General features: G+C 71.0%; 22 protein-coding genes and 2 pseudogenes. 10 read left to right on the forward strand and 14 right to left on the reverse strand.

What is annotated here, in order from left to right; translation table 11 throughout:
* Positions 1-282 precede the first annotated feature (282 nt).
* Entirely contained in the window at positions 283-453 is a 171-nt protein-coding gene (locus tag H0S67_RS17865) for a hypothetical protein (RefSeq protein ID WP_180934131.1), read from the forward strand.
* On the forward strand, positions 432-2,780 hold the full coding sequence (locus H0S67_RS17870; RefSeq protein ID WP_180934132.1) for a sensor domain-containing protein: 2,349 nt from the start codon (positions 432-434) through the stop codon (positions 2,778-2,780). Before H0S67_RS17865 ends, H0S67_RS17870 begins: the two co-directional genes overlap by 22 nt.
* Here the strand turns inward: H0S67_RS17870 and H0S67_RS17875 are convergent.
* From H0S67_RS17875 to pilM, 7 genes are all read right to left on the reverse strand, one after another.
* A complete protein-coding gene (locus H0S67_RS17875) occupies positions 2,768-3,670 on the reverse strand; it encodes a diguanylate cyclase domain-containing protein (RefSeq protein ID WP_180934133.1) in 903 nt (300 codons plus the stop codon). The two genes, H0S67_RS17870 and H0S67_RS17875, sit on opposite strands and share 13 nt — an antisense overlap.
* 141 nt (positions 3,671-3,811) lie before the next feature.
* Complete coding sequence (locus H0S67_RS17880; protein ID WP_180934134.1) at positions 3,812-5,245, reverse strand: prepilin peptidase; 1,434 nt, start codon at positions 5,243-5,245, stop codon at positions 3,812-3,814.
* A complete protein-coding gene (locus tag H0S67_RS17885; protein ID WP_180934135.1) occupies positions 5,245-6,057 on the reverse strand; it encodes a Rossmann-fold NAD(P)-binding domain-containing protein in 813 nt (270 codons plus the stop codon). The genes H0S67_RS17880 and H0S67_RS17885 overlap by 1 nt, the downstream gene beginning before the upstream one ends.
* Before the next feature lie 19 nt (positions 6,058-6,076).
* Positions 6,077-7,099 (reverse strand): hypothetical protein, encoded by a 1,023-nt coding sequence (locus H0S67_RS17890; protein WP_180934136.1) that lies wholly within the window; start codon positions 7,097-7,099, stop codon positions 6,077-6,079.
* Positions 7,100-7,115: 16 nt separating this feature from the next.
* Positions 7,116-7,769 carry a type IV pilus inner membrane component PilO gene (locus H0S67_RS17895; RefSeq protein ID WP_180934137.1) on the reverse strand — a complete coding sequence of 218 codons (654 nt, stop codon included), beginning with the start codon at positions 7,767-7,769 and terminating at the stop codon, positions 7,116-7,118.
* Complete coding sequence (locus H0S67_RS17900) at positions 7,769-8,551, reverse strand: PilN domain-containing protein (RefSeq protein WP_180934138.1); 783 nt, start codon at positions 8,549-8,551, stop codon at positions 7,769-7,771. Before H0S67_RS17900 ends, H0S67_RS17895 begins: the two co-directional genes overlap by 1 nt.
* Entirely contained in the window at positions 8,548-9,681 is a 1,134-nt protein-coding gene (gene pilM, locus H0S67_RS17905) for a type IV pilus assembly protein PilM (protein WP_180934139.1), read from the reverse strand. The genes H0S67_RS17900 and pilM overlap by 4 nt, the downstream gene beginning before the upstream one ends.
* Before the next feature lie 202 nt (positions 9,682-9,883).
* Here pilM and H0S67_RS17910 point away from each other — a divergent pair, with 202 nt between their 5' ends.
* The 8 genes and pseudogenes from H0S67_RS17910 to H0S67_RS26895 form a co-directional block, all read left to right on the forward strand.
* Complete coding sequence (locus H0S67_RS17910) at positions 9,884-10,984, forward strand: type IV pilus twitching motility protein PilT (protein ID WP_180934140.1); 1,101 nt, start codon at positions 9,884-9,886, stop codon at positions 10,982-10,984.
* 7 nt (positions 10,985-10,991) lie between these two features.
* Positions 10,992-11,504: an RsiG family protein gene (locus H0S67_RS17915; protein ID WP_180934141.1), complete on the forward strand. Its 513-nt coding sequence runs from the start codon at positions 10,992-10,994 to the stop codon at positions 11,502-11,504.
* Positions 11,505-11,506: 2 nt separating this feature from the next.
* On the forward strand, positions 11,507-13,192 hold the full coding sequence (locus tag H0S67_RS17920; protein ID WP_246354854.1) for a GspE/PulE family protein: 1,686 nt from the start codon (positions 11,507-11,509) through the stop codon (positions 13,190-13,192).
* Between the two features lie 88 nt (positions 13,193-13,280).
* Positions 13,281-13,553, forward strand: a complete 273-nt coding sequence (locus H0S67_RS23815; RefSeq protein WP_219635322.1) for a hypothetical protein — start codon at positions 13,281-13,283, stop codon at positions 13,551-13,553.
* A gap of 48 nt (positions 13,554-13,601) precedes the next feature.
* The gene (locus H0S67_RS17925) at positions 13,602-14,579 is read left to right on the forward strand and encodes a type IV pilus twitching motility protein PilT (RefSeq protein ID WP_246354855.1); all 978 of its coding nucleotides are present in this window, start codon (positions 13,602-13,604) and stop codon (positions 14,577-14,579) included.
* A 37-nt stretch (positions 14,580-14,616) separates the two neighbouring features.
* Positions 14,617-15,393, forward strand: coding sequence for a type II secretion system F family protein (locus tag H0S67_RS23820; RefSeq protein WP_219635323.1), 777 nt, complete (start codon positions 14,617-14,619; stop codon positions 15,391-15,393).
* A 2-nt stretch (positions 15,394-15,395) separates the two neighbouring features.
* Positions 15,396-15,629 (forward strand): annotated as a pseudogene (locus tag H0S67_RS28400) (type II secretion system F family protein); the annotation flags it as partial.
* Positions 15,630-15,702: 73 nt separating this feature from the next.
* Positions 15,703-15,840: pseudogene (locus tag H0S67_RS26895) on the forward strand (type II secretion system F family protein); the annotation flags it as partial.
* A 109-nt stretch (positions 15,841-15,949) separates the two neighbouring features.
* Here H0S67_RS26895 and H0S67_RS17935 read toward each other — a convergent pair.
* The 7 genes from H0S67_RS17935 to H0S67_RS28405 all read right to left on the reverse strand — a co-directional run bounded on the left by H0S67_RS17935 (position 15,950) and on the right by H0S67_RS28405 (position 21,753).
* On the reverse strand, positions 15,950-16,729 hold the full coding sequence (locus tag H0S67_RS17935; protein WP_180934142.1) for an HNH endonuclease signature motif containing protein: 780 nt from the start codon (positions 16,727-16,729) through the stop codon (positions 15,950-15,952).
* Positions 16,701-17,183, reverse strand: a complete 483-nt coding sequence (locus tag H0S67_RS17940; protein WP_180934143.1) for a hypothetical protein — start codon at positions 17,181-17,183, stop codon at positions 16,701-16,703. Before H0S67_RS17940 ends, H0S67_RS17935 begins: the two co-directional genes overlap by 29 nt.
* Positions 17,184-17,449: 266 nt before the next feature.
* On the reverse strand, positions 17,450-18,295 hold the full coding sequence (locus H0S67_RS17945) for a hypothetical protein (protein WP_180934144.1): 846 nt from the start codon (positions 18,293-18,295) through the stop codon (positions 17,450-17,452).
* Positions 18,214-18,837 (reverse strand): pilus assembly PilX family protein, encoded by a 624-nt coding sequence (locus H0S67_RS17950; RefSeq protein ID WP_180934145.1) that lies wholly within the window; start codon positions 18,835-18,837, stop codon positions 18,214-18,216. Before H0S67_RS17950 ends, H0S67_RS17945 begins: the two co-directional genes overlap by 82 nt.
* A gap of 85 nt (positions 18,838-18,922) precedes the next feature.
* A complete protein-coding gene (locus H0S67_RS17955) occupies positions 18,923-19,525 on the reverse strand; it encodes a PilW family protein (protein WP_180934146.1) in 603 nt (200 codons plus the stop codon).
* A gap of 23 nt (positions 19,526-19,548) precedes the next feature.
* Positions 19,549-21,285, reverse strand: coding sequence for a type II secretion system protein (locus H0S67_RS17960; RefSeq protein ID WP_180934147.1), 1,737 nt, complete (start codon positions 21,283-21,285; stop codon positions 19,549-19,551).
* Between the two features lie 186 nt (positions 21,286-21,471).
* Entirely contained in the window at positions 21,472-21,753 is a 282-nt protein-coding gene (locus H0S67_RS28405) for a pilus assembly FimT family protein (protein ID WP_180934148.1), read from the reverse strand.
* Between the last annotated feature and the right edge of the window lie 115 nt (positions 21,754-21,868).

Below are 21,868 nucleotides of genomic sequence, written 5' to 3' on the forward strand. Positions count from 1 at the left end.
GGATTCTGGTAACCGGATGATCGGTCGCGGCACGCCCCGACTTGAGCCCGGGGCGGAGGAAATTCCGCCCTCGCCCGGCTGTGGGACGGCCCATTCTCGGGCGTCTTATACACCGATCCGGCGGGCGTGCGGGGCATTCATGGGCGGCGTTTCTCCAATTTTCGGTACAAGAGTGCCTCATGGTGCCTACGGTGTTCCTCGTGCTCGGGTCCAGTGGGAGGGCGAATGCACGCACATGAGGCACGGCTCGCGTCGGCCGCCGAGCCCGGTACGACACCGGGAGTGGTCGAGACAGATCTGCCTGCCCCCACCAACCGGGGCCGCAGCCAGGCCGCGGGGCGGCACCTGCGGTCGCTGACCGCCCACCCGCCCGGCTGGTCGGCCTCCCGGATCCGTGCCCAGTTCGAGCAGTCGCCCGTGCCGCAGGTGCTGTGGGACGTGGCGGCCACCTGACCGAGGTCAACGCGGCGTTCTGCCGGCTCGTCGACCGGTCGGAGGAGAGCCTCGTGGGACTGCCCGCCCGCGATCTCCTGCACCGCTCCGACCCGGGTCACGACGGCCGCCTGCACGGCCTGCTCGGCGACCTGCCCGGGGACCTCGAGACCCTGGTGTCCGAGCGGGTCCTGAAGCGTCCGCACGGCCGCCCGGTCCCCGCGATCGTGAGCGGGACCCTGCTGCGCGACCGGGCCGGCCACCGCGCCGGCGTCGCCGCCACGGTCCAGGACCTCAGCAGCCTGCGCCGGATCGAGGGGCGCCGCGAACGGCAGGAGAGCTTCTTCCTGGCTCTCGCCCAGCGCGCAGGCGACCTCGCCGTCGTGACCGACCCCGACGGGCTGGTGCTCTACACGTCGCCCGCCCTGTGCGCGCTCGTGGGCTACTCCCCCGAGGACCTCGGGGAGGCGGGGAGCACCGGCTACGTGCACCCCGACGACCTGACGTCGGCGACCGAGGTCTTCACCCGCGTGCTGGTCGAGGGAGGCCACGGGACCACCACCCTGCGGGCCCGGGACGCCGCGGGCGGCTGGCGCTGGCTGGAGGCGACCGCGAGCAACCTGCTCGACACCGCCGTCGGCGGCATGCTGTGGAACCTCCGCGACATCGACGACCGGGTCCGTGCCGAGGCCGCCCTGCGCGCCTCGGAGTCGCGCTACCGCGCCATCGCCGACAACGCCGATGAGGGCCTGTGGGTCTTCGCCCCGGACGGCCGCACGGTCTACGCGAACAACCGTCTGGTGGAGATCCTGGGACTCACCCCCGAGGAGGTCCACCGGCGTCCCCTGCTCGACGTCCTCGACTCGGGCCGGCGGCTGAGGGAGCGCCGGGACGCGTCCCCGGAGCGACGCCCCGAGCGCTACGAGGTGGTCTACCCGCACCCGGACGGGCGCCGGCGCACGCTCCTGGTCTCGGCGGCCCCGCTCGACGACCTCGGCGGGACCGTCGAGGGATCGCTGGCGATGGTCTCCGACGTGACCGACGCGCGGCGTCTCGAGGAGGAGCTGCGGCGCGCGGCGCTGCACGACACGCTCACCGGCCTGCCCAACCGCGCCCTGCTCTTCGACCGGCTGCAGCACGCCCTGAGGCGCGAGACGCAGTCGACCGCGGTCCTCTTCGTGGACCTCGACCAGTTCAAGATCGTGAACGACGTCTGGGGCCACACCGTCTGCGACGAGCTGCTCGTCCGGGTCGCGGCGCGGCTCCAGGCAGGCGTCCGGCCGACCGACACGGTCGCCCGCTTCGCCGGCGACGAGTTCCTCGTCGTCTGCGAGGACGCGGACGAGCAGGCCGCCCGGCTCCTGGCCGAGGACCTGCTGGCAGCGCTCGACGCCCCCTTCGAGGTGTCGGAGGGCGAGGTGCACCTGACCGCGTCCATCGGCGTCGCGACGTCCCCGGTGGCCTCGGCCGAGGCCCTGCTCAGCCACGCCGATGCCGCGATGTACGCCGCCAAGGCGGCCGGCCGGCACCGGGTGCGGGTCTTCGACGCCGCCACCGAGGAGCGCCGCGAGCTCGGTGGCGACCTGCGACGGGCCCTGGCCGGCGACCAGCTGACCCTGCACCACCAGCCGGTCATCGACCTGCGCACCGGCCGGGTGGTGGGCACCGAGGCGCTGGCCCGCTGGGACCACCCCGTGCACGGCCCGGTGTCGCCGGACCGTTTCGTCTCCGTCGCCGAGGAGGTGGGGCTGGCGCCCGAGCTGGACCGCTGGGCCCTGCGCCGAGCCCTGGCCGACGCCCGCGCGCTGCGCGAGGAGGGCGCGCTGGGGCCCGACAGCTACGTCGCGGTCAACGTCTCCGCCTACACGCTGAGCGACCCCCAGCTCGACACCTGGATCGCCGAGACCGTCGGCTCGGCGGGCTTCGCCCCCGAGCACGTCCTGCTCGAGGTCACCGAGAGCGCTATCATGGCCGACGCCCCGACAGCCGTCGGGGTGCTCACGCGCCTGCGCGAGCGCGGCTTCTCCATCGCCGTCGACGACTTCGGGACCGGGCACAGCTCCTTGGCGTACCTGCGCAACCTTCCGGTCACGATGCTCAAGATCGACCGCAGCTTCGTCGCCGAGATCGCCACCGAGGCCAGCGCCCTGGCCATCGCCGCCTCGATCGTCGAGCTCGCCCGGGCCGTCGGCCTCACGGTGGTCGCCGAGGGGGTCGAGACGCCCGAGCACGCCGAGCTGCTGCACGCGCTGGGCTGCGACGCCGCCCAGGGCTGGCTCTGGAGCCGGGCGGTCTCACCCGACGAGGCGCGGGCGACCGGGGCCCTGACCCGCCGCTACCGCGACTGAGCCCCGTCGGGGTGGGCCACGGCCGAGCGGCCTCCGCCCTGCCCCTTGGCGTGGTACATCGCCACGTCCGCCTGCCGGACCAGGTCGTCGACGTCGTACGGCGGTGAGAGTGCCACGCCGATGCTGCCGCCGACCTCCACGCTGCCGGTCGTGAGCTCGAACGGCGCTCGCAGCGCGGCGTGGATCCGCGCCGCCACCGAGACGGCCGCACCCTCGTCGAGGTCCTCGCAGATGATCACGAACTCGTCACCGCCGTGGCGCCCCACCGTGTCGGTGGCCCGCACCGCCCCGGTCAGCCGCGCCGCGACCTGGCGGAGCAGCTCGTCGCCGGCCTGGTGGCCGTGGGTGTCGTTGACCGGCTTGAACCGGTCGAGGTCGAGGAAGAGCACGGCCGTGCTGCCGCCGGACCGCGCCTGTCGAGCGGCGGCCATCTCGAGGCGGTCGAGGACGAGGTAGCGGTTGGGCAGCCCGGTCAACGGCTCGTAGAGGGCTCGTCGCCGCAGCGCCCGCTCCGAGCGCCGTCTCTCGGTGACGTCGGCGACCATGACCAGGGAGCCGAGGCCGTCGGCGACCTCCCGGCCCAGTGGGCTGCGGGTGACCTGGAGGATGCGGTCGCAGCCGTCCGGGTGGGCGTAGGCCACCTCCTGACGCCAGCCTCCGTCGGGAGCGCCGGGGATGAGCAGCGACACCGGGTCGCTGCCGTAGAGCCGCTCGGCCGGGATGCCCAGCAGGCGGGCCATCGCCGGGTTGGCGTACCTCGTGGTGCCATCCTGCCCCGCGACCACGATCCCCTCGTCGGCCGTCTCCACCATCGCCTGGTGCAGGGCTCCGGAGAGGCGCAGCGCGTCCTGGGTGCGGACCTGGTCGGTGACGTCGCGCAGGTTGGCCACCAGTCCCCCACGTCGGGATCGGCCAGGCAGTTGGTGACCGTCCCCTCGACCCACAGCCACCGGTCCTGCTTGTCCCGCAGCCGCGCGACCAGCCGCTCAAGATCCGGTCGGGATCCGCGAGCAGGCGGCCGAGCGCCTCCTTCACCCGTCCTGGTCGGCCGGATGGACCAGGTGGCTGCCGGGACCGGTCAGCACGTCCTCGGGCGCGTAGCCCAGCATCTCCGAGGCCGCGCGGGTGGCGTACTGGATCGAGAAGTCGGCATCGGTGACCACGACGGCGTCGCGGGTGCGACGGGCCAGGTCACGCGCCCGCCGGGCGGTCAGCACGGCCGTGACGTCACGCACCAGTGCGTTGACCCCGGTGACCTCGCCGGCCGCCGACCGCTCCGCCTCGAGGCTGATGGAGGCCTTGAAGGAGCGGCCGTCGCGCTTCACGCCGACGTCGATGAGCGTCGCGACGTCCTCGTCGGCGAGGAGCACGGAGAGATGGGCCTCGTCGAGGTCGCCGCCCAGGCGCGGCGTCAGCAGGGAGATGTGGCTGCCGGCCAGGTCCTCGGGCGACCAGCCCAGCACCTCCCTGGTGGTGGGGCCGGCCCACAGGATGGTGCCGTCGACGTCGAGGGAGAGCGTGCAGCCGGCCCACGGGGTCGCCACGGTCGGGAGCCTGCTCGCCGACGGGCCACCGTCGGGGCAGGTCGAGGTCAGCGCTCGCTGGAGTCGGCGGATCGCCACGTCGTTCATCCCGAGACCCCTCAGCTCACGCCAGGCCGACGAGGCGCAGGTAGGCGTCCCAGATCGGCGCCCCGCGAAGAGCCCGACGGCCGCGCCGCTGAGCAGGAACGGGCCGTGCGGCACGCGCATCCCGCGGCGGGTGCGGCCCGACGCGATCAGCACGACACCCACCACGGCGCCGATCCCGAAGCCGAGGGCCAGGCCGACGATGCTCGCGCCCCAGCCGAGCCAGCCCAGTGCCAGGCCGAGGACCGGCGCCAGCGCGACGTCGCCCAGCCCCATCCCGCGCCCGAGCGTCAGCAGCCAGATGCCGCCGTACACGCCGAGCCAGAGCAGGGTCGACAGCAGCGCCGTCGGCACCGCCTCCGGACCGCGGACCACGACGTCGACCAGCAGCGCGAGCACCGTCCCGACCCCGGTCGCCGCGGTGACGCCGAAGGGCAGGCGGAAGTGGTCGAGGTCGATGAGGAAGAGCGCGACGCCGGCGGCCATCACGACCAGCGCGGCCGCGGTGTACGGCGAGGCGCCGAAGCGCCAGCCGGTCAGCGCGAACAGCATCCCGGTGGCCAGCTCGACCATCGGGTAGCGCGCCGAGATGGGGGCGCTGCAGTCCCGGCAGCGGCCGCGCAGCACCAGCCACGAGACGACCGGGACGTTGTCACGGGGGCGCACCGGGTGCGCGCACGCGGGGCACGCCGAGCCGGGCGACACCAGGGAGAGGCCGGCGGGCACGCGGTAGACGACGACGTTGAGGAAGGAGCCGATGAGCAGGCCCAGCACCCCGAGGAAGGTCGGCATGAAGGCGGCCGGCAGGGCGTCGGCCGCGACGGTGTAGCTGTCCATCACTCGCCGGCCGCGGACTCGAAGGTGCGCCAGAGGGTCTCCATCTCGGCGGAGCCGACCAGCGAGATCAGCTCGCGACGCAGGGTGGCGAAGGCGTTGCCGTCGCGTTGCGCCTCGGTCCAGCTCTCGGGGTCGAGCCCACGGGCGAGGTCCCAGCGCAGGTCCACGGTGGCGAGGTTCTCGTCGCCCGCGTGCACCGCGGCGGCCACCAGGTAGGCCTCGAACGTCGCGACGTCGGCCTGGTGCGCCAGGCGGCTCGCGGCGACGTCCTCGCCCTCCTCGACCATGACCCGCTCGACGGCCAGGCAGTCCGAGGCCGCGACCCGCAGCTCGGCGACGAGCTCCTCCGCGGAGCGGTGGCCGAGCCGGCGTGAGGCCGGGTGCTCCTCGCCGTCGTCGGTCCGGTCGGCCGCGAACGGGTCACAGGTGTCGAGGTGGTCGAGCGCCGGCATCTGCTCGAGGAGGACCTCGTGCACCGACTCGTCGAACGTCGAGACCATGGCCTTGCGGGCGGCCTCGACGATCGCGCGCGGGGTGATGTCGCCGGCCGGGTTCTCGGCGAGCGCCTCGAGCGCGGAGGCGACCGACTCACCCACGGCGGCCAGCTGGGCGACCGGGTCGGCGGCCTCGGCGAGGCCGTTCTCCCACAGCAGCTCCTCCAGGACGTGCACGTCGGCGGCCCACGAGGCCAGCTGGGCGCGGCGTACGTCGCCCTCGGCCGCGTGCTGCACGGCGAGGCGGGCGAACCGCTGGGGCACGGTGAGACGACGGGGCGCGTCGGGGGTGCCCTGGTCGTCGTAGACGATCGTCATGGGTCCAACTTCCTCGAGATCAGACGGACTTGCTGCGCCGACGGCGACGACCGGTCGCTGGCGCGCTGTTGGCCGGCGGGGGGACCGGCAGGACCAGCTCGGGCTCCTCGAACGCCGGGATGCCGAGATCGGCCTCCGGGGCGGCGGCCTCGACCTGGTCGAGCGCCCGGGTCTCGGTGACCTCGTCGACGGGGTCGGCCTCGCTCGCCGGGGCGGCGTACGGCGCCGGGTCCTCCTGAGGTGCCTGGTCGGGGACGGCGCCGTCGAGGCCGCTGAAGACGTCCTCGATCGTGGTGGTCGACATCGCCGGCATCACCGAGCCCGCCTCCAGCTCCGGCAGCTCCCTGCGGTGGCTCGGAGAACGCAGACCGTCGGACCGCGGCCGCGCCGAGGGCTCGTCGGGCAGCGGCAGCACCGGACGCTCCATGGCGTTCGGGACGCCGAGGCGCTCCACGGCCGCGGCGACGCGGGCCAGGGTGCGGTGCGGGTTCTCGTCCTCGTCGGTGTGGTCGGCCAGGCCGCGCACCACCAGGGACACCTGTCGCAGGTAGGTCTTCGACTGCTCCGCGGCCGAGTCCTCGACCCGGGACAGCGCCGCCGTGGGGTGCTCCCCCGTCTGCTGCTGGACCACCTGCTCCAGGGCACGCAGCTGCTCGCGCAGCGCGCGGACCTCGGCCTGCTCGGGCGACTCGTCGATCGGGTGGTCCGCGGTGGTGGGCTCCGCGTCGACGACACCCGCGTCCTCGACCACCTTGGCGCGGCGGAAGCGGCGCTTGCGGGGCTTGCGGGGCTTGGCAGGGGCCTCGTCCTCGGGTACGCCGACGGCGGGCTCGGGCTCGGGCTCGGGCTCGACCTCGGCCACTTCTGCGACCTCCGGATCGACGGCCTCGACCGCGGGCACCTGGGGCTCCTCGTCGTGCCTGACCTCGCCGGGCCTGGCCTCGGCGCGCTCACGGCGCCGACGGCTCACGATCGAGCCGAGGAGCAGCACGAGCATCGCGAGCAGTGCGAAGACCAGACCGGCCAGCGTGGTGGGTTGCATGAGAACGCTCCTCGCTCTAGTTCGTGGTGGTCGTCGCGTCGAGGTTGATGGTCTTCCCGGGGTCGACCACGGGAGGCATCACGAACATCTCGCCCGCGATGGTGGTGGTGAACGTGTCCGCGGTGGTGGTCCCGTCCCCGCCGCCGGCCAGGGCGACCGAGGTGACGAGGTAGGCACGCGGCATGTGCTCGAGGTTCTCGAGCAGCTGCTGGGTCTGGTCGTAGGTGCCCGTCACGGACACGGAGACGGTCTGGCTGGCCAGCGCGCCGGACCCGGGGGCCGGCGGGTCCGCGGTGACGCCCCCCGCCGCGCTGCCGATGACCGGAGGCGTCGGGGCCAGGGTGGTCACACCCTTGGGCCCGATCCCGGCGCTGACGGCCGCGTCGGTCACCTCCTTGAAGAGGCCAGGCTGGTCGGCGGTCGGCGGGAACTTCTTGGCCAGGTGGCGCGCCTGGTGCCGCGACGCGCGCAGCTGGCCCTGCTGGTCCTGGAGCGTGCTGAGCTGCTGGGTGAGCACGGCGTTCTGCTGGCGCGCGGACTCGATCTGGAGCCGGGTGTCCGTCAGGCTGCTGGTCTCGGGGCCGAGCACGAGGACCCAGCTGAGCCCGCCGATCGCGAGCAGGGAGAGCCCGCCGACGACCTTGCTCGCGGTGGGGGTGTTGAGGTCCATCAGGAGGTCCCTCCCGCCGGGGTGGTCTGGTCGGTGGGCGCCGCCGCCGTGGGGGCGGCCGGGTCGGTCGCCGTGGCCGACGCCGGGGCGTAGCGGTGGCTGTAGACCTTCTCCGAGAGACCGACCGAGCCGCTGAACGTGACCGAGGTCGCCGAGTCACCGGTGGTCGTGGTCGAGATGAAGGGCTCCACGAAGAGGCCCATGCTGCCCAGGTTCGTCACCAGCTCACCGACCTGGGCACGCGAGACCGCCGTGCCGGAGAGGGTGACGCAGCCGATGATCGTCTCGGTCTGGAACGGGTCGGGCCCGGGGCAGACCGACGCGCCGGCGGTGGCCGGTGCCCCGGCGGCCGGGGCCGTCGTACCGGCCGCGTCGGGCGCGAGCGTCACGGAGATCGACTGCATGCTGGTGCCGGACGGGGTGGCCGCCCGGAGGCCGGCGAGGACCTTCGAGAAGTAGATCTCCCGGGCCATCGTCGTGCTCACGGTCGCCTTCTGGGCCGCAACGCCGGTCACGAACGTCTTGATCGTGGTGAGGGTCTGGGTCTGCGAGCTGAGGCGGCTGGTCTGGGCCTGCTCGACCGCCACCAGCTTCTGGGCGTCGTTGACGCGCATGTGCTGGACGAACCAGCCCGCGCCGACGAGGAGCACCAGCGCGACGCCGCCGGCGACGAAGCGCTTGCGGAGCCGGCGGACCGCCATCCGGTCGAACTCGGACTGCGAGAGCAGGTTGACCGAGGGCAGGCCCGGACGCGGGTGGCTGGCTGCACCGCGGCGCTTCATCGACCGGCTCCTGCGCAGAGGCCGGCGGCGACGGCCAGGGCCGTCTCGTCGTCCGGGGTGAAGTGCGACCCGCGAGTGGTCTTGACGAAGGGCATCACGTCCAGGGCCTCCACCCGGGTCCCGAGCCGCTGCTCGAGCAGCTCGCGCAGGCCGCCGAGGCGGGATCCGGAGCCGGAGAGGAGCACGCGGGCCACCTCGGTCGGCTGCCCCGCACCGTCGGCCGTCGCGGCCTCGGCGGCCGAGGCGCGGTAGAAGTCGAGGGTGGTGCTGATCTCCGCGACCAGGCTCGTCGCCGCGGTGACGACGTGCTTCTGCGCGGGGTGGTCGAGACCGTCGTCGCGGACGGTGACCGTCTGGCGCTGGAACTCGTCGAGAGTCGCGTGACCCGGCAGGCCCACGAAGACCTTGGTGCGCTCGGCGTCCTCCCACGACCACTGGTAGCCGTGCTGGACCGCCTGGGTGATCGAGTCGCCGCCGACGCCCGGGATGATCCGGACGAAGCGAGGCACGCCGCCGGCGTGCACCACGACCGAGACGACGTCGGCACCGATGTCGACGATCGCCTCCGCCTCGCCCGACGGGTCGAGGCCGTTCGGGGTGCGGGCCCGGACCAGCGCGAAGGGCAGCAGGTCGACGCCGGACGTGCGCAGGCCCGCGTGGCGGGCCGCGTCCACGAACGGGTCGACGACCTCGCGGGCCGCGGCGACGAGGAGGATGCGCGCAACACGCCGCGGGTCCTCGTTCTCCTGAGCCAGCTCGGCCTCCTCGAGCAGGTGGTAGTCGAGGTTGGCGTCGTCCACGGGCATCGGGAGCGCGTCCTGCACCTGGTAGCGCAGGGCCTGGCGGAAGTCGGCGGGCGGCATCCAGTCGAGGACCATCTGACGCACCATCACCCCGGAGTTCGCGATCCCGAGGCGGACCTCCTTGGAGCCGAACTTCCCGGTCGCCCACAGCTCGCGCAGCGCCGCGGTGAGGGCCTCGCCGTCGACCACGATCCCGGAGCGCACGACGCCCGGTGCCAGAGGCACCGAGGCGAAGCGTCGCAGGGTCGAGCGGCGTCGGCCCGGGACGAACTCGGCTGCCCGGACACCGGTGCTGCCGATGTCCAGTCCGACCAGGGTGCGTGCCATCGGGTCCTCGAAGGGTAGGAGGGAGAAACGGGTCGAAGGAGTCATCGGCAGCGCCGGGCCGGTACTTGACGGGGTGGCCCGGATTTCCCACTGCTCGGCGTGTCGGGTCAAGGTCGCGGCTCCGGCGACCGACAACACCATGTAACCCCTGTGAACCGTGGTACACAGACCACTGTCGAATGCCGAACCGGAGGCACCACCCGTGACCCTTCAGATCGCCCCGTTCCTGCAGGCCGTCGTGGTCAACAACGGGTCAGACCTGCACATCAAGGTCGGTGGTCCTCCGAAGATCCGGATCTCCGGCACCCTCGTCCCGCTCCAGGTCGACCCGCTGACCGCCGAGGCGGCCGAGGCGATGATCCGCGAGACCATGCCGGCCGACGTCGCGTCGCACTACGCCGCGACCAACGAGGCCGACTACGCGCTCTCGGTCCCGGGCATCGGCCGGTTCCGGGTCAACGCCTTCCGCTCCCGTGGCGCGGCCGGCTGCGTGCTGCGCCTGGTCCGCCTCACCCCTATGTCGCTCGGCGACCTGGGGCTGCCCGACGTGATCCGGCAGCTCGCGCTCGAGCCGCGCGGCCTGGTGCTGGTGACCGGGCCGACCGGGTCCGGCAAGACCACGACGCTCTCGGCGATGGTCGATGCGATCAACGAGGCCCGGGCGGTGCACATCCTCACCATCGAGGACCCGATCGAGGTCGTGCACCAGGACAAGCTGGCCAGCGTGACCCAGCGCGAGCTCGGCACCGACACCGCTGACTGGTCGGTGGCGATGCGCGCCGCCATGCGTCAGGACCCCGACGTCATCCTCATCGGCGAGATGCGGGATGCCGAGACCGTGAAGGCCGGCCTGTCCGCCGCGGAGACCGGGCACTTCGTCATGTCGACGCTGCACACGACCGACGCCAAGGAGACGGTGAACCGGATCATCGACTTCTTCCCGCCGCACGAGCAGAAGCAGGTGCGGCTCGGGCTGGCCACGTCGCTGCGCGGCATCGTCTGCCAGCGGCTGGTGCCGCGGGCCGACGGCGCCGGACGCGCGGTGGCGATGGAGATCGCGGTGAACAACCCGCGCCTGGCCGAGGCCGTGGCCGACCCCGACAAGACCGACACGATCGAGGACATCATCGCCACGGGCAGCTACTCGGGCACCCAGACCTTCGACCAGCACCTGGTGCGCATGGTCCTCGACGGCACGGTCTCGGTCCGCGACGCCAAGCTGGTGAGCTCCAACACCCACGACATGTCCGTCATGCTGAAGCGCGCGGGGATCGACCCCGCACTGGTCGACGAGACGGAGTGACGCGCAGATGAGCAACCAGGGCCCCGACAGCCGCCGCCGTTCGGTCACCTCGACGGTGCCCTCCGAGGAGCTCGCCGCCCTCGACCTCGAGCAGCTCCGCAGCTACCGACACGGGCTGGAGGGCGAGGAGGACAAGGTGTCCTACTGGCGGCGCCTGGTGCACGCGCGCATCGACGTGCTCGAGGCGGAGTCCGGCACGAGCGCCCCGTTGAGCATCGACGACCTGGTCCGCGTCCTCGGCGACACCGGCTCGGGCCGGACCCGGCGCGCGCTGGTCCGCTTCCGCGCCGCCGACCCGCTCCCGGACCTCCCGGTGCTCAGCGAGATGTGGGTGACCGAGGTCGACCCGCACGACGCCGGCGAGATCGAGGACGCGCTCGAGCGCCTCCGCACCGCGGAGCGCCAGCTCACCGCCTACCGCCGGGCCCTGCACGACCGTATCGACGAAGCCACTCGGGAACTCATCCTGCGCTACCGGGCCAACCCCCTCGCAGCGCTGACCGTCATCCCACAGGAGTGACCGTGATCCCTCACCCTTCCAGCGAGACCGTCACCGCCCTCCTCGACGCCGGGCTCGTCACCCCCGACCAGGTCGACGACGCCGGCCGGGTCGCCGCCGAGCGCTCCCGCAGCGTGCTCGAGGTGCTGCTCGACAACGGCACCGTCGACAAGACCGACGTCGTCCGCACCGCGGCAGCCTCGGCCGGCCTCGAGTACGTCGACCTCAGCGAGTACTCGGTGGACATGGGCGCCGCCTCACTGCTGCCCGCCGACTTCGTACGCCGTTCCAGCGTCCTGCCGCTGCGCGTCGAGCACGGCGAGCTGGTCGTCGCGGTGAGCATCCGCCAGGCCGGCAACATCGAGCTCAAGGACGACCTCGGCCGGATGGCCAGCCGTCGGGTGCGGTTCGCCATCGCCAACCGGGCCGAGATCGAGACCAAGATCAACCAGACCTACCGGGCCGAGGGCGAGCTCCAGGACCTCACCTCCGACCTCACCGCGGAGGACGAGGCCGAGGACCTCGCCAACTTCACGGAGGTCTCCGACGAGGCGCCGGTCGTGCGCTTCGTGAACCTGCTGATCAACCAGGCCATCTCCGACCGGGCCTCCGACATCCACATCGAGCCGACCGAGCGCGACCTGCGGGTGCGCTACCGCATCGACGGCGTGCTCAAGGACGCCCACCGGTCCCCCAAGAACATCCAGAACGGCGTCATCTCGCGGCTCAAGATCATGTGCGACATGAACATCGCCGAGCGGCGCGTGCCGCAGGACGGCCGGATGTCGGTCAACCACCAGGGCCGGCGCATCGACCTGCGCGTCGCGACGCTGCCGACGGTGTGGGGCGAGAAGGTCGTCGCGCGAATCCTCGACAACACCAACACCCAGCTCGACCTGCAGGACCTCGGCTTCAGCGACGACAACTTCCGCCGCTTCGAGGAGTCCTACTCCAAGCCCTACGGGATGATCCTGGCCACCGGGCCGACCGGTTCCGGCAAGTCGACGACGCTCTACGCGACGCTGAACCAGCTGAACCGGCCCGACGTCAACGTGATCACCGTCGAGGACCCGGTGGAGTACCGGCTCGCCGGCATCAACCAGGTGCAGACCAACGCCAAGGCCGGCCTGACCTTCGCCTCCGCGCTGCGCTCGATCCTGCGCTCGGACCCCGACATCGTGCTGATCGGTGAGATCCGCGACCACGAGACCGCGCAGATCGCCGTCGAGGCGGCGCTCACCGGCCACCTGGTGCTCTCCACCCTGCACACCAACGACGCCCCCTCCGCGGTCACCCGCCTGGTGGAGATGGGGATCGAGCCGTTCCTGGTCGGGTCGGCGCTCGACGTCGTACTCGCGCAGCGGCTGTGCCGCTCGCTGTGCCCCCGCTGCAAGGTCGCCTACACCCCCGAGCCCGAGGAGCTGTCCCGGGTCGGCTTCCCGTGGGTCGAGGGCGACCCGCTGCCGACGCTCTACAAGCCCGCCGGCTGCTCGGCGTGCTCCCAGACCGGCTACCGCGGACGCCTCGCGCTGCACGAGGTGATGAGCGTGACCGAGGAGATCTCGCGGCTGACCGTGGCCCGCGCCTCGACCGACGACATCACCCGGGCCGCGCAGGAGCAGGGCATGAGCGAGCTCAAGCACGACGGCTGGCGCAAGGTGGCCCAGGGCCGGACGTCGATCGAAGAGGTCCTGCGCGTCGTCGCCTGAGCCGCGGGAGTCCTCAAGTCCGGGCTCCGGGCGACCGATGAAGAGAGTGGTCAGCACTCTCTCGCCCCCCGCTCGGAGGAGCACCCTCGTGAACGACGTACTGCGCAACGGCTTCGGCCTGTCCCTCGGCACCACGGCTGCGCCCGAGCAGGCCGCTCCCCCGCAGCCGGCCCAACAGACCGTGCCGCAGACGGTGGTGCCGCCGGCCGCGCCGCAGGCCCCGGTCGCGCAGCCCCCGGTCCAGCAGGCGCCCCGTCCACCAGGCCCCCGTGGTGACGCCGCCCGCGCAGCCGCACAACCTGATCCTCGACGAGCTGCTGATCCAGGTCCTGCGCATGAAGGGCTCCCGACCTCCACCTGACCTCGGCGGCGCCGCCCACCGTCCGGGTCCGCGCGCGAGATGGAGATGATGCCCGGCTATCCCTCGCTGACGGGTGAGCAGCTGCGCCGCACGCTCTACAACGTGATGACCGAGCGGCAGCGCAAGGTGTTCGAGGAGGAGCTCGAGCTCGACTTCGCGTACGCCGTGCCGGGCCACGCGCGCTTCCGCGTCAACGTCTTCCAGCAGCGCGAGAACATCGGCGCCGTGATGCGCGTGATCCCGTGGGAGATCCTGCCGCTGGAGTCGCTCGGCATGCCCGAGGTGCTGGGCACCTTCGCCGACCTGCCGCGCGGCCTGGTGCTGGTCACCGGCCCGACCGGCTCCGGCAAGTCCACGACGCTCGCGGCGATCATCGACAAGATCAACCGGTCCCGCCGCGGTCACATCATGACCATCGAGGACCCGATCGAGTTCCTGCACGAGCACCGCGGCTGCCTGGTCAACCAGCGCGAGGTCGGTGCGGACACGCACGGCTTCCGGGCGGCGCTGAAGCACGCGCTGCGCCAGGACCCCGACGTGATCCTGGTCGGCGAGCTCCGTGACCTCGAGACGATCTCCGTGGCCCTCACCGCGGCCGAGACCGGCCACCTGGTGCTGGCCACCCTGCACACCCAGTCGGCGCAGGACACGATCACCCGTGTGGTCGACGTGTTCCCCTCCGACCAGCAGCAGCAGGTGCGCACCCAGCTGGCCGCCACGCTCCAGGGCGTCGTCTGCCAGACCCTGGTGAAGACCGCGGACGGCAAGGGCCGCGCGGCCGCCGTCGAGGTCATGGTCTGCAACACCGGTATCCGCGCGATGATCCGCGACGACAAGCTCCAGCAGATCCAGGGCGCGCTTCAGGCCGGCGCCAAGGACGGGATGCAGACCCTGAACGCCCACCTCGCCTCGCTGGTCAGGTCCGGGCAGATCAGCTTCGCCGCGGGCCTCGAGGCCTGCACCAACCGCGCTGACTTCGAGACGCTGGCCGGCTCCGCCGCCCAGCGCCCCACCAGCTGGCAGTGACCCCCACTCCCCTTCACGACGACCGGAAGACATGCCCATGAGCACCACGGCAACGCAGTACTCCTACAAGGTCCGCGACGCTGCCGGGAAGTTCACGGAGGGCAAGGTCGAGGCCGTCTCGGAGGCCGCGGTCGCCGACAAGCTCCGCGCGATGGGCTACGTGCCCCTCGAGGTGAAGGCCTCGAACGTCGGCATGAACCGCGAGATCAACATCGGGCCGAAGAAGCGGGTCAAGACCAAGGACCTCGCGGTCTTCTCCCGCCAGTTCGCGACGATGATCGACGCCGGTCTGACGATGATCCGGGCGCTGAACATCATGGCCGACCAGTCGGAGAACCCCGAGCTGCGGCGCATCCTGCGCGGCGTCAAGCAGGACGTCGAGGCCGGCAGCAGCCTCTCCGCGTCGTTCGCGAAGAGCCCCGAGGCCTTCCCGCCGCTGATGGTCAACATGACGAAGGCCGGCGAGGCCGGCGGCTTCCTGGACTCGGCCATGCGCCAGATCGCCGACAACTTCGAGGCCGAGGTGAAGCTGCGGGGCAAGATCAAGGCCGCGCTCACCTACCCGGTCGTCGTCTTCATCCTCGCGATCCTGATGTGCTGCGCGATGCTGATCTTCGTCGTCCCGGTCTTCAAGGGGATGTTCGAGAGCCTCGGCGGCCAACTGCCGCTGCCGACGCAGATCCTGGTGATGCTGTCGGGCGCGATGAAGTACCTCGTGCCGCTCGGGATCGTGTCGATGGTCGGCTTCACCGTCTGGTGGCGCAAGTACGGCCACACCGAGCGCGTCCGCAACGTCGTGACCCCGCGAAGCTGAGGATGCCGGTCTTCGGCAACCTCTTCCAGAAGCTCGCCCTCACCCGCTTCGCCCGCAACCTCGGCACCCTCCTGTCGTCGGGCGTCCCGATCCTGCAGTCCCTCGACATCGTCTCGGAGACCACCGGCTCGATCGTCATCTCCCGGGCGCTAAAGCAGGTCCAGGAGTCGGTTCGTCGCGGTGAGTCCGTCGCCGGCCCCCTGGCCGAGCACGAGGTGTTCCCGCCGATGGTCGTGCAGATGATCGCCTCCGGCGAGGAGGCCGGCGCGATCGACCAGATGCTCAACAAGATCGCGGGAGTTCTACGACGAGGAGGTCGAGGCGATGACCGAGTCCCTCACCGCCCTCATCGAGCCCCTGATGATCGCCTTCCTCGGCGGCGTCGTCGGGTCGATGATCGTCGCCCTCTACATGCCGATCTTCAAGATCTTCGACATGATCAAGTAGCCCTCCCCCCACGCCATCGGTGGTCGAGTAGCGAGCGCCAGCGAGCGTGTCGAGACCCAGGCATGCCGGTAGCCCGCCAGTCCGTGGAGGTCTGCCGGGTCCGGGCGTCTCAGTTGGTGGTGAGCTGGATGGTGCCGTGGGGTGTGACCAGGTAGCTGCGGCCGTGGGGTCCGTGCCACTCATAGGTGCCGTCGGGTCGGCGTCGGTAGCGCCATCGTCGGCTGGTCTTGGCGCGGTGATGTCGCCGGCACAGGGGGGCCAGATTCTCGGGCCGGGTTTGGCCGGGTGGTCCGCCCTCCTCCATCGGGACGTAGGGGTCGATGTGGTCGAGGTCGGCTGAGCGGGCTTCGTGTGGGCACCAGGGGAAGACGCAGTGCCCGTCGCGGAGGATGACCAGCTCGCGCATCCACGCGGGTGGTTCGTGTCCGTCGACCGCATCTCTGCGGGCCAGGTCGAGGACCGGTTGGACGGTGACCTGGGAGTGGCCGACCCACTCCTTGATCTGGGTGAGAGTGGCGGCGCCGAGCCGCTCGACCGTGCCCGCGCTCAGGTCCCCCCGGGTGCCGCAGCCGTGGGTGGCGAGGTCGGCCATGTTCAGGTGGAGGTAGAACCGGGTCTTCGGTGTCCGCGGCCCTGCCGACACCGCTGGCCTCTCGTCGCCGTCGGGGTCCATCAGCGACGATAGGTCGAGCTGGGCCTGCTGGGAGGCGATGACGCCCAGCGCCTTGGCCTTGCGGACCTCCAGCTCGTCGGTGTCCCCGAGTGCCTTCAAGGCGGCGGCCTGGTCGCAGACGAGGTCGTGGAACGCGGTCAGGTCGAGGGTGTCGCCGGTGATGTCGAGCCAGGAGGTGCCGGCGTACTCACTCGGGGCGGGGTGGCGCAGCGTCACGTGCCAGGACTGCTTTCCCGGACTTCTGCCGCTCCTCGAGCATCTCGGGGTGGTGCCTGGCGATGGCGTGCGCGACGCCGGTCTCGATCGCCCGCCACGAGCACGAAGGCAACCGGTCGGCGAGCTGCTCGTCCACATCCGCGGCCGCTGCCTTGGAGAGCCTGTGGGTGGCTTGGGCGACGTGGCGGGCCTTGTACGGCTCCACCGCGAGCGATTCGACGAGGCGCCAGATGCGGGGCAGCCGGTGCTGGAGGTCGAGGGCGTCGGCGATCAGCTTCATCCCGGTCGTGGTCGCGACCCCGAGCGCCGCTGCGAGGGGTTCGGGGGCGAACGCCGACACGGCCGGGGTGCCCTCGCCGCCGAGCGACTCGTCCCCGTCCAGGTCGCCACCGAGGAGCGATGCGCCGCCCCAGGTGGCGGTGCCGGTCCCGCGGTGGCGGGGTGCAGCACACACCACTGGGCGGCGGCCCGAAGCTTGTCGCGTTCGGCCATCCGTGCGTCGAGCTTGCGCTGGTCGAGGAACGCGAGCAGGCCGTCGCGTCGAGGTCGGCGACCTCGGCGGGCTCTCCTGCTGCATCGGTTTCGAACATGTGTCCAATGATCGCATCGACCACCGACACTCGGGCCCCGGAATCGGCCCGATCCGGCGATTCTGGGGACAAACAAAGGTAAAGCTTCCGCGGGGCCGGCGCTGCGGGTCGCCCGCGCGCCAGGCTCAGATCAGCGGTCGACCTCGCGGTAGTTGTAGGTCGTCACCGTGTTCAGCGCCGGCGGCGGGTTGTTGATGAAGCACTGGTCCATCCAGAGGTCCGACGTACCGGTCAGGTCGACGTTGTTGGCGTAGATCGACCCGGTGAACGTCGACGTGCCGTTCGCCTTCGACACGTTCCCGTACGGGTCGTCGGAGGTCAGGAACACCGCGGCGGACAGCTTGCTGTTGCTGTTGAGCTTGGCGTCGCCGCCTTCGATGATGACGAGCAGCGACTGGGATGGGCAGCTCGCAGGGTCGTGGTCGCGGTTCCACGGAGAAACGGCCAGGTTGTTGAGATCCACCTGCCGGGCGTTGGTCGCCGCCCCGGTCAGGTTGAAGTACATGACGGCGTCCGGACCTGCCGGCACGGTGTAGCCGGTCGCCGACGTGTAGTAGGTGCCGTCCATCTGGGCGACGGCCTTGAGCTGGTCGAGCTGGGCCTGGGTGAAGGGCGGACGCTTGGCCTTGTAGAGCGTGCTCATCGTGGCGGTGTCGAGGTACGACGTCCGCGGGTAGTTGTAGGCAACGCTGTTGCTGGAGTCGTTGTACTGCGGCTGGTTGGCGATGGTCGAGTCGGAGTCGGAGCGGGCGGTGTTGTAGCACCCCGGGTACGTGGTGAGCGCGGCGCCCATCTTGTCCTGGTCGTACTTGTAGGTGGTGTTGCAGGGGGCGGCCGCGCTGTGGATCGAGTCGCCGGTCGGGCAGGTCTTCCCGGAGTCGTTCTTCACCGTGATCACGTCGGTGCTGTGCACGGCCGCCGGGATCCCGAACGCCGCGTCGAGGCCCGCGAACTGGATCTTGTCGCGCTGCGACACGCAGCCGGTGGAGAAGATCGACTCGTGGTGCACCCCGCGTTGCCGCCGCCCGACACCGATCCGGCAACGATGCCGAAGACGAAGGGCAGCGTGCTGATGCTCGCGTCGACCGTGACCGTGCGACCGGCCGCCCCGCCGGCGTACCCGGTGGAGTGGATCCGGTAGATACCCGGCTTGTTGGCCGGGTAGGGAGCGATCGGCTCGATCCACACCTTGTACGACTGTCCTGCACGACCGTTGACCGTCACCGTCGTCGGGGTCGTGCTGTTGCCCCAGGGGTTGCTGGCGCAGGTCGGCGAGCAGCTCAGGCCGCGGGTGCCCTTCTGTCGCATGTATGTCACGGCCTGGGAGATGCCGGCATCCGACGCGTTGACCGCGGCGCCGGCTTGCTGCGAGAGCCGCGCCGAGACGAGGTTGTTGGTCGCCACGACCGCGATGGTCAGGGTGAGCGCGCTGACGAGCGCGAGCATCATGATCACGGTCAGCAGGGCGACACCGTTCTCGTCACGAGACCGCAGCGGTCGCAGTCGAGGCTTCTTCACGACGCTCCTCAGCTCTGGGCGTTGTTCCGCAGGCTGACCTGCGTCTGGTAGGTCTGCTTGTGCGGGCCCTGGAGGACGCTCAGCGTCACCACGACCAGGTCGATCTTGGCGAGCTCGGGCGCGTCCAGGACTCCGTTGTGGTTGCCCCCACCGCACACGGTGTCGAGCTCGGTCCAGTCAGTGACGCCGTCCGGCGTCCCCGTGGGTGCCCCCACCGTGTCGGTGGCCTGCAGCCGTCGTACTGCCACAGGGACGACCGGAAGTCGAGCGTGAACGCGCTGACCTGTGAGGACAGGATCGGCCGGGTGATGGCGGTGCCACTCTCGTCGTTGGCGGTCAGCGTGAGCCGCTGGTTGGTCGCGTCGTAGCGGTAGGTGAGCACCTCGGGGTCGGCTGTCACGGTGTCGATGACCTGGTTGTTGTTGAAGTCCACGCCGAACGTGAGCGCGGTGTCGCCGTTCGGCGTCGCCGCCGGCGGCAGCGTCACCGAGCTGATCTCCTTGGCCTGCCGGAGCTCCCGCGTGATCCGCTCGACGGCGATCCGGGCCTGCTCGTTGATGTTGGTGAACTGGCGGACGTCGGTGGTGGCCTTGCTGATGGACAGCACCGAGGTCATGATCATCCCGGTCAGGAGCAGGAAGATCCCCATCGCCACCATCAGCTCGACCAGCGTGAACCCCGCGTCCACGGCGGTTTCCTCGGGCTCCGGGGTCATCGGTAGTCACCCGCCTGGCAGGAGACAGCCCCGATGTCGAGTGAGATCGCAGAGTTGAGGTCGGCGTTGTGCGGCGCCGTGCCGGTCGGCGTGTTCTCGCGCGTCGGCTTCGTCACGATCGAGACCACCGCTGGCACGCTCACCTCGGCGGACTTCGTGGTCGTGACCTTCTTGAGGTCAGTGGTGACCGCGGATCCCCAGGACGAGATGTAGTCGCCGAGCGTGAGTCCCGAAGCGACGGACTGTCCCAGGTTGACCGAGTCGAGCGGGTCGACGGTGTTGGTGTCGTTGAGGGCCGGGACCGTCGTGTAGGTGGATCCGTTCCAATACTTGACCGTCGCCCGGTAGCCCGCGGTGGCCACTCCCGCGCCTCCGCTGACGCTGCAGGAGGCAGTGGCGGCGTCCAGGACGACCTGCACGACCCCCTTGGGCGCGAACGTCGTCGGGAAGAGCCGGACGGTGTTGGACTGCGCCGTGCCGCAGGAGGCAACCGACGTGGCCGTGGCGTTGAGGAAGCCGGAGCCGGTGAGGTAGGACGCGTTGCCGCTCCCTGTCGTCGGCACCACGCAGTTGCTGACGTCGGCCATGGCGCCGGTCACCGAGGTGTCGAGGGAGACCATTGGCTTGGAGGTGTCGAGCATCAGCCGGGTGCCGGAGAACCCGTTGGAGAAGCGGAACCCGTCGTTGTTTGTGCTGGCGGGGATCATCGCGCGGATTGGCGCCGTGGCCGTCCCTGCGCGGGGCAGCCCGTTGTTGGCGAGCGCGGAGACCTGGTCGACCTTCGTGTCGCCGAAGCACTGGTAGGTGCACCCCGAGGTGGGGAACGTGACGTTGCCGGAAATCGCCGACGTCGTGGCCGTGTCGACGGGCGCGACGAGGTTCATCGACGCGCCGGCGATCTGCTGACCCAGCGAGGATCCGGCGGACGCGGACGACGCGGTGGCGACCACCCGGGATCCGCTGAAGAGCTCTCCCGAGAGGTTGATGACACCGAGCTGCTCGAGCAGGTTGTTGTCGTCGTCGAGAGCCGAGGAGACCCGCACCGTGGTGGCCTTGGCCTCCGACGTGATCAGCGGGTTGATGGGAGCCGCCTGCTCCACCTGGGTGTAGGTCACGTTGTAGCGGACGCCCTTCGGCGTCTTGTAGAACACCGCGATAGTGACCCCAACCTGCGACGAGGGAGGCGCGTCCTGGCCCGCGGTCTGGGAAGTGTACGTCGACGGCACGTCGACCGCTACCGGCGGCGTCGCCGGGGAGAGGAACTGGGTGGAGATGGTCATCGCGAAGACGCCGAGCCCGGGCGCCGACACGGGGTTGACGACCTTGCGGTAGAGCGGGCCTGTGGGCTCCCACGAGCAGTGAGTGCCGGCGTTCGACACGTAGCCCTCCCAGGTCGTGGGCGGCAGGGAGCTGAGAGTCGGAGAGGCGCACGACGGCGTGATGCCCGGAGCGTTGCGGTCTCGGTAGTACGTGTCGAGCAAGTCCTTGTAGTCCCCGGCCGCGCGGCCCACGTAGTACGGCAGGTCGCGCATCTTCTCGATCTGGGCCTGTGCAACGCCCTTGGTCTGCGACACGTCACGAGCGGTCGCTGCGGTACGGAAGCCGGCGACGACCAAAGGCAGGATCGCAGCGCTGACGACGAGGAAGATCCCCATCGCAACCATGACCTCGATCAGGGTGAACCCGTCGTCACGCCGCCCCTTGGGAGCGTCGGTCTCAGGAAAGCGAGACACGGCCGGTCAACCCTTCGACGTCGATGGTGTAGATCTTGGACGAGCCGGTGCGAGTGATGTTCAAACCTCCGGGCGTGGCGGAGCCAGACGCCCTGAAGGTCACCTCGCTGCTACTCGCCGGGGCGACTGCACTGAAGTTCACCGCAGTCAGCTGCAGGCGCGAGTCGCCCAGTTTTATCGGACCATTCACCTTGACATTGCCCGTGGGCGCGCACGCATAGCGATAGACGGTGTAGGTCTGGGTCGTTGTGTGTCGAACTTGACGCAGAACGCGAAGCCTTCGGTCACGGCACGCACCTGGGTCTGTCGCAGGATCGTCTGCAGGTCGGTCGCGGCGCCAAGTTGCGCATGTGCCAGGGCCCAGCTCTTGTAGGCGCCGACTCCGAGGGCCGACATGAGAGACACGAGAGCAACAACGACCATGATCTCGATCAGCGTGAAGCCGCTGTCCCGACGAGACAGGGACATGACTTGCCTCCCGGCTGATCGATGACGGACTCCCGGTCGGGACGATCCCTTACTCGCATGTCATCGGCACGACGCCCGGCGGACTTGAGAGGCGCGCGAGTGAGAGCGCCCCCCG

Origin of the sequence: Nocardioides ungokensis (genome assembly GCF_013466985.1) — a bacterium.
GTDB lineage: Bacteria > Actinomycetota > Actinomycetes > Propionibacteriales > Nocardioidaceae > Nocardioides > Nocardioides ungokensis.